The sequence below is a fragment of the Rhodohalobacter halophilus genome (assembly GCF_001715195.1).
In the GTDB taxonomy this organism is placed as follows: Bacteria; Bacteroidota; Rhodothermia; order Balneolales; family Balneolaceae; genus Rhodohalobacter; species Rhodohalobacter halophilus.
Map to the genome: position 1 here is coordinate 12,498 of NZ_MDWE01000005.1, position 15,957 is coordinate 28,454.

Annotated in this window: 13 protein-coding genes and 4 tRNA genes; 7 read left to right on the forward strand and 10 right to left on the reverse strand. The window is 42.5% G+C overall.

Annotation, left to right across the window (positions count from 1 at the left end; genetic code table 11):
* The first annotated feature begins 50 nt into the window (after nt 1–50).
* Complete coding sequence (locus tag BG260_RS01850; protein ID WP_069130247.1) at nt 51–983, forward strand: COX15/CtaA family protein; 933 nt, start codon at nt 51–53, stop codon at nt 981–983.
* On the opposite strand, the gene BG260_RS01855 is transcribed toward BG260_RS01850, so the two are convergent.
* Nucleotides 980–1,360 (reverse strand): MerR family transcriptional regulator, encoded by a 381-nt coding sequence (locus BG260_RS01855; protein ID WP_245683875.1) that lies wholly within the window; start codon nt 1,358–1,360, stop codon nt 980–982. The two genes, BG260_RS01850 and BG260_RS01855, sit on opposite strands and share 4 nt — an antisense overlap.
* A gap of 34 nt (nt 1,361–1,394) precedes the next feature.
* On the opposite strand from BG260_RS01855, the gene BG260_RS01860 reads away from it, so the two are divergent.
* The 3 genes from BG260_RS01860 to BG260_RS01870 are packed head-to-tail and all read left to right on the forward strand — an operon-like array spanning nt 1,395 to nt 4,376.
* Nucleotides 1,395–2,375 carry a glycosyltransferase family 2 protein gene (locus BG260_RS01860; protein WP_245683876.1) on the forward strand — a complete coding sequence of 327 codons (981 nt, stop codon included), beginning with the start codon at nt 1,395–1,397 and terminating at the stop codon, nt 2,373–2,375.
* Nucleotides 2,372–3,193: a class I SAM-dependent methyltransferase gene (locus BG260_RS01865; protein ID WP_083750038.1), complete on the forward strand. Its 822-nt coding sequence runs from the start codon at nt 2,372–2,374 to the stop codon at nt 3,191–3,193. Before BG260_RS01860 ends, BG260_RS01865 begins: the two co-directional genes overlap by 4 nt.
* A 25-nt stretch (nt 3,194–3,218) precedes the next feature.
* Nucleotides 3,219–4,376: a M20/M25/M40 family metallo-hydrolase gene (locus BG260_RS01870; RefSeq protein ID WP_069130248.1), complete on the forward strand. Its 1,158-nt coding sequence runs from the start codon at nt 3,219–3,221 to the stop codon at nt 4,374–4,376.
* 575 nt (nt 4,377–4,951) lie between these two features.
* On the opposite strand, the gene BG260_RS01875 is transcribed toward BG260_RS01870, so the two are convergent.
* From BG260_RS01875 to BG260_RS01895, 5 genes are all read right to left on the reverse strand, one after another.
* Nucleotides 4,952–5,027 (reverse strand) — tRNA-Glu (locus tag BG260_RS01875).
* A gap of 24 nt (nt 5,028–5,051) precedes the next feature.
* Nucleotides 5,052–5,122: transfer RNA gene (locus BG260_RS01880), tRNA-Cys, on the reverse strand.
* Between the two features lie 61 nt (nt 5,123–5,183).
* A tRNA-Arg gene (locus BG260_RS01885) sits at nt 5,184–5,257 on the reverse strand.
* 193 nt (nt 5,258–5,450) lie between these two features.
* A tRNA-Pro gene (locus BG260_RS01890) sits at nt 5,451–5,524 on the reverse strand.
* A gap of 290 nt (nt 5,525–5,814) precedes the next feature.
* Entirely contained in the window at nt 5,815–6,780 is a 966-nt protein-coding gene (locus BG260_RS01895) for a glycosyltransferase (RefSeq protein WP_069130249.1), read from the reverse strand.
* Between the two features lie 68 nt (nt 6,781–6,848).
* Here BG260_RS01895 and BG260_RS01900 point away from each other — a divergent pair, with 68 nt between their 5' ends.
* Nucleotides 6,849–7,955, forward strand: coding sequence for a hypothetical protein (locus tag BG260_RS01900; RefSeq protein ID WP_141691497.1), 1,107 nt, complete (start codon nt 6,849–6,851; stop codon nt 7,953–7,955).
* 70 nt (nt 7,956–8,025) lie between these two features.
* Here BG260_RS01900 and BG260_RS01905 read toward each other — a convergent pair whose 3' ends face one another.
* From BG260_RS01905 to rpsT, 3 genes are all read right to left on the reverse strand, one after another.
* Nucleotides 8,026–10,611 (reverse strand): ATP-dependent Clp protease ATP-binding subunit, encoded by a 2,586-nt coding sequence (locus BG260_RS01905; RefSeq protein WP_069130251.1) that lies wholly within the window; start codon nt 10,609–10,611, stop codon nt 8,026–8,028.
* Between the two features lie 168 nt (nt 10,612–10,779).
* A complete protein-coding gene (gene gpmI / locus BG260_RS01910; RefSeq protein ID WP_069130252.1) occupies nt 10,780–12,303 on the reverse strand; it encodes a 2,3-bisphosphoglycerate-independent phosphoglycerate mutase in 1,524 nt (507 codons plus the stop codon).
* A gap of 6 nt (nt 12,304–12,309) precedes the next feature.
* The gene (rpsT, locus tag BG260_RS01915; RefSeq protein WP_069130253.1) at nt 12,310–12,561 is read right to left on the reverse strand and encodes a 30S ribosomal protein S20; all 252 of its coding nucleotides are present in this window, start codon (nt 12,559–12,561) and stop codon (nt 12,310–12,312) included.
* Between the two features lie 127 nt (nt 12,562–12,688).
* Here rpsT and cmk point away from each other — a divergent pair, with 127 nt between their 5' ends.
* Together cmk and rpsA are read left to right on the forward strand one after the other, a co-directional pair.
* On the forward strand, nt 12,689–13,351 hold the full coding sequence (cmk, locus tag BG260_RS01920) for a (d)CMP kinase (RefSeq protein ID WP_069130254.1): 663 nt from the start codon (nt 12,689–12,691) through the stop codon (nt 13,349–13,351).
* Nucleotides 13,352–13,412: 61 nt separating this feature from the next.
* On the forward strand, nt 13,413–15,314 hold the full coding sequence (gene rpsA, locus BG260_RS01925; protein ID WP_069130255.1) for a 30S ribosomal protein S1: 1,902 nt from the start codon (nt 13,413–13,415) through the stop codon (nt 15,312–15,314).
* A 108-nt stretch (nt 15,315–15,422) separates the two neighbouring features.
* Here the strand turns inward: rpsA and BG260_RS01930 are convergent, their stop codons facing one another.
* Entirely contained in the window at nt 15,423–15,674 is a 252-nt protein-coding gene (locus BG260_RS01930) for a hypothetical protein (protein WP_069130256.1), read from the reverse strand.
* Nucleotides 15,675–15,957: the final 283 nt, after the last annotated feature.

A 15,957-nucleotide genomic window follows, 5' to 3' on the forward strand; every position in this document is an offset into this window, starting at 1 on the left:
AATTTATTTGCTATAACACAGGCAACTAACCCATTTTTTGTGAACTGAGAATGAAACTGAATCTTTATCAAAAAACGGCTATTACAACAGTCATTGCTACCATTGTACTCATTTTTGTTGGAGGACTGGTTCGTGCATCCGGTGCCGGCCTCGGTTGTCCCGACTGGCCACAATGTTTCGGTATGTGGATTCCGCCAACGGACGTTGCGGATCTACCGACTCAATATGATGCTTCACAGTTTAACCCGGTTCATACCTGGCTGGAATATATAAATAGATTGGTGGGAGTTCTGATCGGATTTTTAATCACGCTGACATTTTTGATTTCATTTAAGTACCGAAAGAAAGATCCGATTGTGACGATGGCATCAGGTGCGGCGTTTGTTCTGGTTCTGTTTCAAGGCTGGTTAGGGGGGCAGGTTGTACGAAGTGGGCTAAGTGCCGGAATGATAACCCTGCATATGATTTTGGCGATGATTATACTCTCCACTCTTCTATACGCTTCGTTTCGTGCGATGAACTCGCGTATTAAAATTCAACTCTCGGCTAATCAGCGAAAAACACTGTTGTGGGCATCTTTATCAGTTTTAGCACTCACGCTCATCCAGATGGTAATTGGCACACAAGTTCGAGAATCGATTGATGTGGCAAAAAATGTGATGGAGTTGCCGAGAAGTGAATGGATTGAATCTGTCGGTACTCTCTACCCGATTCATAGAAGTTTTTCCTGGTTGGTGGTAGTTCCTGCAGGATTGATTCTGTTTTATAACAAAAAGTTTGAGGCCGGATCACTTTTGAACCGGTTGGGCTGGGCAATTGCCCTGTTGATTTTGCTTCAAGTGGTGGTAGGTGTAACGCTGGAGCGATTTGGAATGCCCGGAACAGCTCAGGTGCTCCATCTTACCGGAGTTGCTGTGCTGATATGTGCGGAGCTATTATATATTCTTGTAGTACGATTTTCCGGAAAGGCAGATGCAGTTTAAAGTTTCTCTTTCAGCTTTTCCAGGAAGAGTTTCACCTCCTTTAAATCTTTCTGTACTTCGGCCGAAAGTGGTTTAGCTTTCTCCTTACCGGGTTCGGGTTCTTCCCCTTCAATAATTTTCTTTGCACCTGCAGTACTATACTTTTTCTCTTGGATGAGCTCCTTCAGCTTAAGAATCAGCGTAATATCATTCTCTTTATACGTTCGATTCCCCGCCTTGTTTTTCCTTGGGGTCAGGTCGGTAAATATTGTTTCCCAATATCGTAGTACATGAGGTTCAATGTCGGTTATTTCACTAACCTCTCCGATGGAGTAATACAATTTCTTCATGGCGTGGAAATATTTTATTTTCAGCGTATCATAAAAAATAGCGGTCATTCAATGACCGTTAAATTAATGAATTTGTAAACCATTGCAGGAAAAAAATATAGATTCGCAAAAAAACAGAAATCTGGCACAACCTGACGTCTCTATTGTCGTCCCGCTGCTGAATGAGGATCAGTCTTTGAAAGAGCTGACCGATCAGATTCAACATGCATTGGCGAATTCAGCCTATAGCTATGAAATCCTGTTTGTGGATGATGGTTCAACAGACGGGTCCTGGGATATAATAAGTAAGCTTGCCACCGAGATAAATGAGGTTAAAGGAGTAAGACTCAGAAGAAACTACGGGAAGAGTGATGCCCTGCAGACAGGTTTTGAGCGATCAACCGGACGATTTGTTGTGACAATGGATGCCGACCTCCAGGACGATCCATTGGAAATTCCTGCAATGATTGAAAAACTTCAGAACGGAGCTGACTTGGTAAGCGGCTGGAAGAAAAAACGTCATGATCCCATTTCTAAAACAATACCATCCCGCTTTTTTAACGCAGTGACTCGGTGGGTTACCGGAATTAAGCTTCATGATTTTAATTGCGGGCTGAAAGCGTATCGAAAGGAAGTGGTGGATAATATTAATCTGTATGGCGAGATGCACCGTTATGTACCGCTTCTTGCAAAATGGGAAGGGTTTGGCAATATAGAAGAGCAGGTAGTTAAACACCATCCGCGCAAGTATGGTAAGACCAAATTTGGGATTTCCCGATTTTTGAATGGTTTTCTGGACCTGGTAACCCTTCTATTTATTAATAGATACATCAACCGTCCGATGCACTTTTTCGGGCTGTTTGGCGTGCTGTTTCTATTTGTAGGTATTGCGATCAATCTTTATCTGGCTTACATCAAAATCTTTTTGGGTGAACCGCTGGCAAATCGTCCATTGCTTTTCCTTGGCCTTTTACTTGTAATGGTTGGTGTTCAATTCTTTTCTATCGGGTTTCTGGGGGAGTTGTTGAATCGAGGCGATGAAAGAAGTCAGAAACCGAATGTAGCTGAAGAGACCAAATCATGAGCAGAATTGCGTACGATCCCGTTAAGGACCGGTTTGCGAGTATTGTTCGAAATTCAAGGCTTTTGAGACGAATTTTTTATTTCTTGCTGGACCTCTTTTTTTTGCGAAGCTGGCATATTCGCAGATTGCTGAAAAAAGCTGGCAGGGAGCTGGATGAGAAAGGGGGTTGGAATTTGTTGGATGCCGGATCAGGATTTGGTCAGTATGATCGGTTTATCCTTTCAACCTTCAAGAATGTGAACATTACCGCTGTGGATGTGAAAGAGGATTATCTTCTAGACTCTGCCCACTATTTTGAAAGCTGGGTAAAGCAGAAGAAAATCCGGTTTGAAAAAGCAGATCTGCTCGATTTGTCGCTCGAAGAGAAATTTCATGTAATTATCTGCATTGATGTACTTGAGCATATTGAACAAGATGTTCAGGTGATGAAAAATCTCTCAAATGTTCTAGTACCCGGCGGATACTTTTTGATGCATTCACCTTCTCATTATTCCGAGGAGGATGCAGGGGACGAAGAGTCTTTCGTTGATGAACACGCCCGGCCGGGATATTCTAAAGAGGATATTAAACACAAACTTCAACTGGCCGGATTTACACCCGAAAAAATTCACTATACTTATGGTTTTTGGGGGCATAAAGCGTGGGTATTATCGGTAAAATGGCCGATGCTGTGGTTCAATAAACTTGGGATGGTTGCAGTGTTGCCGCTTCTGCTTTACTACCCGATTACCTTACCGTTTACTCTATTGATGAACGCAGCAGATTTAGTGACCTCAAACCCGAAAGGAAATGGGATTTACGCGTTAGCGAGAAAATAATTTTCATAGAGATATAGTTTCTATCATGAGTTCAATTGATTCCAAAAAGATCAAAGACGAGATTCATAATCATAAAGAGTGGTTTGTGAACCGTTTAAAAAAATATGTAGAAGTTGAGTCACCAACGGATGATATCATCCAAAACAGAAAATTACTCCATTCAATTGCTGACGACTTCAGGGAGTTGGGGTTTGATGTGGAGTGGAAAGAGTCGGTTCTCAGTGCGGGACAATTAGTTTGCATACTCAACTCGGTGGAATCGGAGCATGATCAGCTCATGATTGGGCATGCTGACACAGTCTGGCCGGTTGGTACGATGGAGCAGATGCCTTGGAGTATGGATGAGAATGTGATTCGCGGGCCCGGAGTCTATGATATGAAGGCCGGAATAGTAATGATGCAGCTCGCCGTCAAAGTTGCTAATGAGCTTGATATAAAACCTTTCCTGAGGCCGGTTGTTATGATTACATCCGATGAAGAAACAGGTAGTAAAGATTCCTGGAATGAAATTGAGGAGATAGCCAAATCTGTGAAACGGGTGTTGGTTCCTGAACCGTCGATGGGTTTAGATGGTAAAATTAAAACGGAGCGAAAGGGTTCCGGGCGCTATCATATAACAGTTAAAGGTAGAGAAGCGCACTCAGGTGTGGAGCCTGAAAAGGGAGTGAGTGCTATTGTGGAAATGGCACATATTATCCGGAAACTTGATGAGCTGAATGATTATAACCAAGGCATTTCTTTAAACGTAGGGTTAATCACAGGTGGAAAAGCGGTGAATATCGTTCCGGGGGAGTGCTCAATAGAGGTCGATCTAAGGTATCTGAATCATTCAGATGGAGAAGAGATAAATAAGTCGATTAAACGTTTAGAAACAGAATTAGCAGGTGCTTCTATTACGGTTGAGGGTGGCCTGCGACGGCCTCCTTTGGTTAAAAACGATAGAAATCAAAATTTATGGGAACTCGCTCAGACTTGTGCAGAGGAGTTAGACCTGAAGATTGAGGAGGGACTTAGTGGAGGAGGATCGGATGGAAGTATCACGAGTCAATTTACGGCAACTCTAGATGGTATGGGTGCAGTAGGAGAGGGGGCTCACAGTCCATCAGAAAAGATACTTTTAAATGAAACGCTGGATCGGGCTGCACTGCTCACAGCTTTACTTTTGGCTGACGATGTTGGTTGAACCGGGTCAGTTCCTTCGATAAACGTTTCTTTTGCACCTTTTGAAGGTAATCGGGCAGACGGGAGCAGCTTTTTTAATTTCGAAGGCTCTATCACCTATAATGTTGCGAATACTATAAAGTTTGCTGTGATGCCATCCCTCATCACGGCATTAAACAGTGACAACAGTACGATAGGTTTTTCATTCGGATTCATACTTTAATAGAACAGATACCAATCAACTGCCTCCGTACCGAATTCAAGCTAAACCAAAGTTACCTTACCAATAAAAACCAAACTCCGATTGGAGTCCGGGTCTAAGAATTGGTACCGCGAAAGCACTGCTTTCGCAACATAGATCAAAGACTTGTTCCAGAAACAGTACTCCAATCTATGAAGTCGAGAATAGATGTTGCCGTATGAAGTCAACTCCGCTTTCGCAATATAGATCAAAAAGTTTTTTCCAGGAACGGTACTCTAATCTGTAAAGCGATTAAAAAATGGTTTATTCTCTACCTACCAACTGAATGTAGAAGTAATAGACCTTTTCAAAACAAAAAAAATCCCAAACTCCGATTGGAGTCCGGGATTAAGATTTGGTACCGCGTACGGGATTCGAACCCGTGTTACCGCCGTGAAAGGGCGGCGTCCTAAACCCCTAGACGAACGCGGCAGGGTAAAATACTTCAATAAAAAGAGGCGACAGGCGGATTCGAACCGCCGTACGAGGTTTTGCAGACCTCTGCCTAACCACTCGGCCATGTCGCCATTAATGTCGCCCAAAAAATTGAACTCAGAATGTCTATATAATACGTCAAAAAAACTGTTGTACGCCCGACAGGAATCGAACCTGTAACCTACTGCTTAGAAGGCAGTTGCTCTATCCAGTTGAGCTACGGGCGCCCGAATACCATTCAATAAAATCAACTGTCGGGTAAAAAATGCTTTAAATAGCATGACCCAAAAGATAAAAGTCGGGGAGACAGGATTTGAACCGTGAAAGCACTGCTTTCGCAACCTGGTGCTGCCTGTCTCGCCAAAATACAGAGCTCTGAATGCTGACTCTGCGATTTCTTACGTCAATCAGTAATATCTGTCGGGGAGACAGGATTTGAACCTGCGACCCTTCGCTCCCAAAGCGAATGCGCTACCGGACTGCGCTACTCCCCGTTATGTAAATCAGTATATCAAAAGTAGTTTTACCGAGAGTTCCCAAAGCGAATGGGCTACTCCCGATGTAATAATCAGTAAATCAAAAGTAGTTTTGAGCATCTATTTCCAACGTATATTGGAAACTACATTTGTGCATCAAAACGGCTGACTTTAAATAGATTCAGTACTTCAAATATGATGAAAAACGAATTGAATTTGCCCTTGTGTTGAATGAGCAGTGATGTGTTTTTCAAAAGAATTCAAAGATAAAAGATTTAGATTCTGAATGCAATTTATATCCGGAGATTTTAGGTACTTTTTTTGATGTCACTCCAAAGTTCAGATAGAAAACCGACTCCGTATGCTGTTAATTGAACAAAACCTGCAATCATACCCAACCCGGCAACATTCAGGTTTTTTTCAGATCTATATGCATTCATAAACAAGATAAGAGCATAAGCAGGGTAAATGAAAATCAAATTTGAAAGATATCCGCTTGTGAATATTGCGAATAGAATGAATAGTGGGAAGCCTATCAAAAAAAATACGGGAAAGAGGTGTACAAGCTTGAGCTCTGTCGGGTAGAACCTGGCAATGTTGATGCGAGCACGCCCGAAAAATTTCAACTGTTTATAAAACTGTTTGAAATCAGTGCGCCGTTTGTGATAAACATATGCATCTTCAATTAAACCGGTTTTAAATCCATTTTGAATAATTCTGATTGAAAACTCGATATCTTCTCCCATTCGGGTAATTTTGTATCCACCGGTTTTCTCGTACACCTCTTTTGAAATTCCCATGTTAAAACTTCGGGGATGAAAAGATCCGACATGGTTCTTCTTCCCTCGAATACCGCCGGTTGTAAAAAAGGAGGTCATGCTATAGCTAATCGCTTTCTGAATCGGTGTAAAGGAGGGATGTGAACGATCAGGCCCTCCCCAGGCATCCAGTCTGTGAAATGTGAGGGCTCGGTTTACAGTTTCAAAATAATGTGGCGGTATTAAGCAGTCGGAATCAAAAACGACCAGAAATTCACCATTGGCTTTTTCAAATCCAAAATTGCGGGAAAATCCCTGCCCACTGTTCTGCTTGTAATAGTATCGGATATTTAGTGTATCGGAGTACTGTTCAACAACATGATCACACCGCATGTCTGAACCATCTTCGATAATAAGGACCTCAAAGTTTTTATAGGTCTGCTTTGTCAGACTGTTTAAAAGCTCATCGATTTCATCAGGTCGATTAAAAACAGGAACAATTACTGAATAATACATGTATGCATTTCATAGAGAAATTATCGTTCTTTAGAGCCAACAATATAACAACATTATTACACGATTTGATGAAGTATCCTCAACTACTACTGATTACACTCCTAACCCTGATTCTCGGCACAACTCTGCAGGCAAGACAATTAACGATACAGGCAGCACCCGATCACTCCGGTTATACAGCACAACAATTCCCTCTGGATGATGGTCTTCTTGAAATTGATCGCGGCTACTACACAGTTGGTGAAACCGAAGTCTTTAACCCCGAAGCGTGGAGTATCTCATTCTCCGGAAACAAAGTGTCTTTTATAGAAAATAGGGACGGTGCTGTTTATCTCTCTAACCTGACACCAACAGGACGGAAATCAGCTGAAGAAAACCTGGAATTTTTTAATGCTCAGGATGAGACGATGAAGGTTTATGCTTTTGATGACGGCCGCACCGTGACAAGAGATAATGTAGCCAATTTCACATTTTTTGACCCCGCCGGTGAAGTTCTTTTTTCTCAATCCAACTCATCGCAAAGCAGTGATGGTGAACGAGAGTCGCAGCTGGCTGCTGATGCCTTCGGACAAACTATCGTACTCTACAATCCGGTTATATCATATGGCAGTACAAGAGGGTCGCAGGCGAGAGTGATTTTTAATGAGGAGGAATCAAATCGATTTTTTAACAGCCAGTCATCGGAGATCAAAAATTTGAGTGTCAGTAAAAACGGATCCTTTATAACAATACTCACTTCAGACAACACCCTGTTTCTTTTTGACCGTTTTGGAAATGAGTTGAATCAAATTAGTTTTGATGACGACCAGATCGGAGTTTCACTTACCGATGACGCAGAATATGTGACTGTTTTTTCAAGCAGCAGGGCCCAGGTGATCGATGCACTTTCCGGTGAACGTCTTGGAAGTACAAGCTCAAGGTCTCCGGTTGTATATGCTTCCTACATCCCCGAAGATGATACGATTCTGATCTTAGGTGGTGCGGTTCAGGGGAATCAAATTAATGACCCAATGATGACCGCTGTCAATATCTCGCAGCGTCAGATCGACCGGGAAGAGATATCCATGCCTTTGGCCGTACATGATATGCAGAAGGTTCGAATCAGTCGCGAGAGGGCCAGTCATTACCGCTTGGACGGATTGAATCGATCGTTGATTATTACAGCCTCCTTCTGATTCAACAGTTATCGCAAACAAAAAAAGCCTTCAACAAAAATTGAAGGCTTTTTTGGGTAAAAAGTAGAGACTACGCTTTTTGTTCAGACTCAGACTTGGTCTCGCTGTTTTCGTCTTTTGAATCGGATTCGCTGTCCGTGCTTTTCTCAGCATCGGTCCAATCAAATTCAAGACCGTCTCTGGACTTATTCATCTTAATCTTAATGACTGAGCCTTCAGGGTGTTCACCCGTGAGGAGCTCTTCAGCCAGAGGATCTTCGACATATTTTTGGATGGCTCGTTTCAAGGGTCTGGCCCCGTATTTTTGATCAAACCCTTTCTCAGAGATGAAATCCTTTGCACCTTTGGTAATCTCAATTTCGTAACCGAGATTGCGTATGCGGCTAAACAGCTCATCACCAATAATATCGATGATCTTGAAGATGTGCTCTTTTTCCAATGGGTGGAATGTCAGTACGTCATCAATACGGTTCAGGAACTCCGGGTTGAACACTTTTTTCAGTGCATCCTGTATTGTGGACTTCATTTGAGCATAGTCAAAATCACCGTCACCGGCAGAAAATCCGATTCCTTTACCCATATTTCGAATATCACGCGCCCCGATGTTCGAGGTCATAATGATGATCGTATTTCTGAAGTCAACCTTTCGGCCGAGGCTATCGGTCAAAATCCCATCATCCAATACCTGGAGAAGTATGTTGAACACATCCGGGTGAGCTTTTTCAATTTCATCCAGAAGTACAACACTGTACGGTTTTCTTCTAACTTTCTCAGTAAGAATTCCACCTTCTTCATATCCTACATATCCCGGAGGCGCACCTACCAGGCGAGACACACTGAATTTCTCCATGTACTCACTCATATCAATACGAATGAGAGCTTCTTCTTTATCGAAGAGATATTTAGCCAATACTTTCGCCATCTCGGTTTTACCAACACCGGTTGGTCCGAGAAAGATAAAAGAACCGATTGGACGTGAAGGATCTTTCAGCCCGGCACGGGTACGCTGAATAGCCTTTGTAAGTTTATTGATCGCTTCATCTTGCCCGATCACTTTCTTGCCAAGCTTCTCCCGCATTTTTAGTAGCTTCTGACCTTCTTTTTGGCTGATTTTGTTAACCGGAACACCACTCATCATGGCTACGACTGAAGCTACGTCCTCTTCATCTACATCGTAAACAATGTGTTCAGACTCTTTTTCCCACTCTTTCTGGGCCTGTTCGAGCTCTTCAATCAGACGTTTTTCTGTGTCTCTCAAACGGGCAGCTTCTTCAAACCGCTGCTTTTTCACCATTGAGTTTTTCTCATTGCTGGTCTTTTCAATCTCCTCTTCCAGTTCAATGATATGATCGGGAACCGTAATGTTTGAGAGATGAACCCGGGCACCGACCTCATCCAGTGCGTCAATTGCCTTGTCAGGCAGGAAGTGATCTGTTACATATCGATCTGTGAGCTTAACACAGGCATCAATTGCTTCCGGAGTATACCGTACGCTGTGATGCTTTTCATATTTACCTTTAATCTGATTGAGTATTTCGAGTGTTTCATCAACAGAAGTCGGTTCCACCATAATCTTCTGGAAACGTCGTTCCAGAGCGCCGTCTTTCTCAATAAACTGTCGATATTCATTGAGTGTGGTAGCTCCGATTGCCTGAACCTCTCCACGAGCAAGGGCCGGTTTCAGCATGTTCGATGCATCCAGCGAACCGCTTGCACCTCCAGCACCAACAATTGTATGGAGCTCGTCAATAAACAAAATAACGTTATCTGTCTTTTCAAGTTCGCTCATCACGGCTTTCATCCGCTCCTCGAACTGTCCTCTATATTTTGTACCTGCTACCAGTGCGGCCAAATCGAGAGCAATAACGCGTTTGTCGTACAATACACGGGATACTTTTTTCTCAACAATCCGCGAGGCGAGTCCTTCGGCAATGGCAGTTTTACCAACACCGGGTTCTCCAATCAGAACCGGATTGTTCTTTTTACGGCGGCTCAATACCTGAGCTACACGCTCAATCTCTTTTTCACGACCAATAATTGGGTCGAGTTTTCCATCTTCGGCCAGCTGTGTTAGGTCACGGCCAAAGTTGTCCAGGACTGGTGTTTTAGATTTTTCCATTTTCTTTTCCCTCGAACTTCCTGATGACTGAGATCCTTTGGGAGATTGCGGAATGTTTGAACTTGTTGTTCGGCTATCTTCCCGGTCGGTATCTCGAGTATTTCCTGATATGATCATATCCAGTTCTTCTCGTACAGCATCATAAGAGACATTGAACTGTTGTAAAATTTGAGCAGCAATATTCTCTTCATCACGTAAAAGAGAGAGTAGAAGATGCTCTGTACCAATGGTATCACTTTTGTAAAGTTTGGCTTCGAGGTAGGTGATGCGAAGAACCTTTTCAGCCTGCTTTGTTAGGGGGATATTCCCAACCGTAACCGTTCCGCCGGTACCTCGAACGGTATCTTCAATCGTTTTTTTGAGTTTAAATAGATCACAATCAAGATTTTTTAAAATCCGGATTGCAACACCGTCACCCAGGCGAACGATGCCTAAAATTAAATGTTCTGTTCCTATGTAATCGTGGCCGAGCCGAAGTGCTTCTTCTCGGCTAAACTGAATTACATCTCTTACTTTACTTGAGAAATTACCCTCCATAACGGGACCTACAAAAAGATTTGGCTTTCAATGATTGCTGAAAAATGTAACGAGTGATGACTGCTTTTAGTTCACACTCAATGCCTGTATTGACGAAAGTAGTGTGGCGTTCTGCGAAATGCAAACACTTTACATCTTTCAATAAAAATAACGAGAAAATTGGACTTTTTAGAACAACGGTTTACCGGTCATCTCTTCCGGTTGATCCAGCCCTATCATTTTAAGCAGGGTTGGAGCTACATCGGCCAGGATTCCGTTTCTCAAGGATCCGTTAAATAAGTCACTGACTAAAATAACAGGTACCGGAGCGGTTGTGTGAGAGGTGTGCGGACTGCCATCGGGCTGAACCATACAGTCGGCATTTCCGTGATCTGCAATAATCAACACTTCGTAGTTGTGCTCCCTGGCAGATTCTACCACTTCTTTCAGTTTACGGTCGATCATCTCAACCGCGTGAATGGTTGCTTCCATATCACCGGTATGGCCAACCATGTCCGGATTGGCAAAATTTAAAATGGCCAGATCAAATTTCTCTTTGCTGAGTTCTTCGCAAAGTTTTTCGGTAACCGCTTGCGCGCTCATTTCGGGTTGAAGGTCATACGTTGCCACCTTTGGGCTTGGAATCATCACACGAATTTCTCCGCTGTTGGATGTCTCTTCACCGCCATTAAAGAAGTATGTTACATGCGGATATTTTTCAGTCTCGGCAATTCTCAGCTGATCGAGTCCATTACGACTAACATATTCACCCAAAGTATTTTTCAGGCGTACCGGTGGAAATGCAACATGTACAAAATTGTCGAATGTTTCGTCGTACGAAGTAAATGTTACGTAGTGCAGGTTCAGCGGTTCAGTTTTGAATGGAATCTCCTTTTTTTGAAAGAACGCTTTTGTTATTTGCCGCGCCCGGTCTCCCCGGATATTGTAGAAAACCACAACATCGCCTTTTTGAATCCGGCTGTTGGTATCAGTTTCAATGATGTGGGGAAGAATAAATTCATCAGTGACATCTGAGGCATAACTTTGTTCAAAAGCACTTGCGGCGGAAGCTACTTTCTCACCTTTATCGTGTACCAGGAGGTCGTACGCTTTTTGAGTACGTTCCCAGCGGTTATCACGATCCATTGCATAATATCTGCCAATGACTGAGGCAATGGACCCGGTGCCAATTTCAGAAGCTTTATCTTCAAACTGCTTCAGATATTCGGCTCCACCATGAGGTGAGGTATCTCGTCCATCGGTAAATGCGTGAACAAAAACATCATTTAAGTTAAACTTCTTGGCCATTTTAAGGAGAGCGTAGAGGTGTTCGTTGTGACTGTGAACACCTCCATCTGAAAAAAGACCCATGAAATGAATTCGCCCAGTCGCTTTCGCTTTATCAAACGCTTCAGTTAAAACAGGATTCTTATAAAAATCCCCCTCTCTGATCGACTTATTAATTCTGGAAAGCTCTTGCCAGACAATCCGTCCTGCGCCGATATTCAAATGGCCCACTTCTGAGTTTCCGAACTGTCCTTCAGGCAGCCCTACATCCTCGCCGCTGGCCGACAAGCGGGCATTTGGATGTTCTTTTATGAGCGAGTCGAAAAATGGAGTGTCGGCCTTGTCGATAGCACTGACTTCAGGATTATCAGCAATCCCAAAGCCGTCCAGTATAACAAGGAGTGCTTTTCGGGTAGATTTGGTCAAACTATCTTATAGATTATTGACGTGGTTCGTCAATTTAGACTTCTTGCGCGCGGCATTATTTTTGTGAATAATTCCTTTTACGGAAAGACGGTCGATAAAGCTTACAGCATCATTCAGGTACTCTTGTGCTTTCTCTTTATCCGATTCATTCAGCACCTTCTTAGTCAGCGTTCTCATTTTAGAACGGCGAGTGTTGTTATGCTTTTTTCTCTTTTCGCTTTGGCGAAGCCTTTTGATTGCAGATTTATGCTGTGGCATAATTATTGGTTATTACGGTTAAATCATCATTATCTTAAACAGTTCCCAAAATTAAGGGTTCTTCATTCAACTTACAAGAATGGATTGATAGTTAGACTTAAAAAATTTATTTTAACCAGTCTCTGAAATGATCATAGTCATAGATGGGCCGGCAGGGTCCGGAAAAAGCTCAACAGCCAAAACCATTGCCAATCGCCTTGGAATTCAATTTCTGGATTCCGGAGCACTTTACAGGGCAATTACATATTTATGGTTGAAGGGGGGTAAACCGGACAAAGCTGAATTCTTTGAAAATTTGCCAAAAGTTCAATTACAAACTGAGTATAGAGATCAGACGTTTTTTGTGCAAGCTGACGGAGAAGATCTTACAGATCAAATTCGTACACAACATGTAGCTGATCACGTAAGTGAGATTGCATCTTATAAAGAGGCACGATCATTTGTGAACCGTTATATGCGAAATCTTGTTACGGAAGGTGCATATATAGCGGATGGCCGAGATTTGGGAACGGCTGTTTTTCCGGATGCAGACCTTAAGTTTTACATGGATGCATCACTGGAAGAGCGCGCGAACCGCCGATTTCTTGAAATGAGAGAAACGGATCAGTCGGTTTCGCTCGAAGATGTAATGAAAAATTTGCGATCCAGAGATCAAAAAGATCAAAGCCGCGAAAATGATCCGCTTAAAAAGGCAAACGATGCAGTGGTAATTGACACAACAGGTAAATCATTCGATGAACAGGTTTCAGAAATGATTCAGGTCATCAAAGGGAAAACAACATTAAACTAAAATTTAAACTCTAATCCCGCTTCGAAAGTCGAAGTGAGGCTTTACTTTTAACAGGTATATAATGACAGAAGAAACAAAAAACGAAAACGTAAACGAAGAAATCGAAACTGCTTCTGAAGAAGTAGAACAGGTGGAAACTGCCGAAGAAACAAAAGCAGAAGAGAGCAACGGCAAGGCAGAAGAACTGCCGACCTTTACCGGTGAAGTAGACGGTAAAACGTACACACTGGAAGAGTTGCAGGCCGCATCTGAAGATTATACGGATGAAGAGTTTCACGAGCTTGCAGGAATGTACGAGAATACGCTCAGTGAAATTGAAGAGAAAGAGATTGTTACCGGTATTGTCGTTTCAGTTGATGAGAAATATGTAATTGTAGATATCGGATTTAAGTCTGAAGGTATTGTACCTGCTAACGAATTTTCTGATAAAGTACTTGATAACCTTCAGCCGGGCGATGAAGTAGAAGTATTCCTGGACAGAGTTGAAGATCGTGAGGGTCAATTAATTCTATCCAGAAAGAAAGCAGACATTCTGCAAGCCTGGGAGAATATTGAAAAAGCACACGAAACCGGAGAAGTTATTGAAGGTTTCATTCAACGCAGAATTAAAGGCGGTATGGTTGTCGATATTTTTGGAATCGACGCATTCCTGCCCGGATCGCAAATTGATGTAAGACCTGTTCGTGATTTCGACGCCTATGTTGGTAAGACCATGGAGTTCCAGGTTGTGAAGCTCAACATGCAGGCAGAAAATGTTGTTGTATCTCACAGAGCACTTATTGAGAGCGATCTTGAAGATCAGCGTCAGGAAATTCTCGAAACGATCGAAGCCGGTCAGGTTCTTGAGGGAATCGTTAAAAACATTACAGATTTCGGTGTGTTTATCGATCTGGGTGGTGTTGACGGTCTGTTGCACATTACCGACCTATCATGGGGACGTGTGGAGCATCCGGAAGAGATTGTGAAACTCGATCAGCGTATGAACGTTGCTGTTATCGACTTTGACGAAGACTCCAAGCGAGTTTCTCTCGGTCTGAAGCAGTTGCAGCCGCATCCTTGGGAAGATATTGACATCAAATATCCTGAGGGAATGAGAGTTCAGGGTCGTGTGGTATCCATTGCTGATTACGGTGCATTTATTGAGCTGGAGAAAGGCGTTGAAGGTCTGATCCACATTAGCGAAATGAGCTGGACACAGCACATCAAGCATCCGTCTCAGCTGGTTCAGAAAGATGACATTATTGAATGTGTTGTTCTGAACATTAACGAAGATGAGAAGAAAATTTCTCTCGGAGTGAAGCAGCTTGAGAAAGATCCTTGGGAAGATCTTGGTGAAAGATACCCAATCGGTTCAACCCACAAGGGAATTGTTCGAAATCTCACCAACTTTGGTGTGTTTATCGAGCTTGAGCCGGGAATCGACGGATTGGTTCACGTTTCTGATCTGAGTTGGACAGAGAATGTTGAGCATCCAAATGAGATTGTTGACAAGGGCGAAGAGCTGGAAGTTGTAATTCTGGCCATCGACTACGACAACAGACGAATTACACTGGGCCACAAGCAAGTAGAAGACAACCCTTGGGAGAAATATGCTGAGGAGTACGGACTTGGCGCCAAAGTAGAAGGCGAAGTATCCAAGATTACCGATAAGGGCATGTTCATCAAACTTCCACTGGGAGTAGATGCATTTCTGCCGGGCGATAAGCTTGCTGAGCCTGTTGAAGACCTGAAAGAAGCATTCAGCGATGGTGACAAAGTTGAAGGTTTTGTAATTGAGTTCGATGAGCCAAGCAAAACCATTGAAATCTCACAGGTTGAAGACGAAGTGAAAAAGTCTAAATCTAAAGCGAAAAAGCAGCCTAAGAAGAGTCAAAATGTTGAAACCGGCACACCTACACTGGGTGAGGTTTCCGGGCTGGCTGAAAAGCTGAAAGAGAAAGAGGAGAACGACAAAGAGAACTAAACTCTTCGTTACGTTTAACCCTGAAAATTAAAAAAGCTTCTGGATGGAAACATTCAGAAGCTTTTTTTATGTCTGTAATTTCTATGATTATTCGGTAAAGTTGCCGAATTACTTCTCCATGTAGAAGAAAATGACATTATTGGAAGGGTTGGAACTGCTTCTGATCCGAGTATCATGCTCTTTGTTGTAAGCATAGGCAATGTTACGGATAGAGTTCAGCTCTTTCTTATCAGAAAACTTAACCCGTAAAGCTTCACCGCCTGGCTTGAGCTCACTCATAGACTCTTTAACCTTATCATATTTGGATTTACTTTTTCTGGATACACGAATTTTGGAACGCGGAACTATTCGAACTTTCATATTCTTGATTATGAATTAAGAGACTTTAAAAATGTAATTAAATGCATGATGAGTATTAGAAACTTTAGTGTTTTCTAACACTCAATCATTCAATGAGCTAAAGATTGTCAGTTCTCTTAATCTGCAGATTAGATTGGAGCTTAAAATTGCCTATCAAGATGCTAACAACTTATACGAACACAAATAATGAACTGCAACAATATATAAAAATCAGACAAATAAAATATTATTATGGTTGATTGGAGAGAAGCGAGCTTTTCTGAGATAAATTATACGCACACAG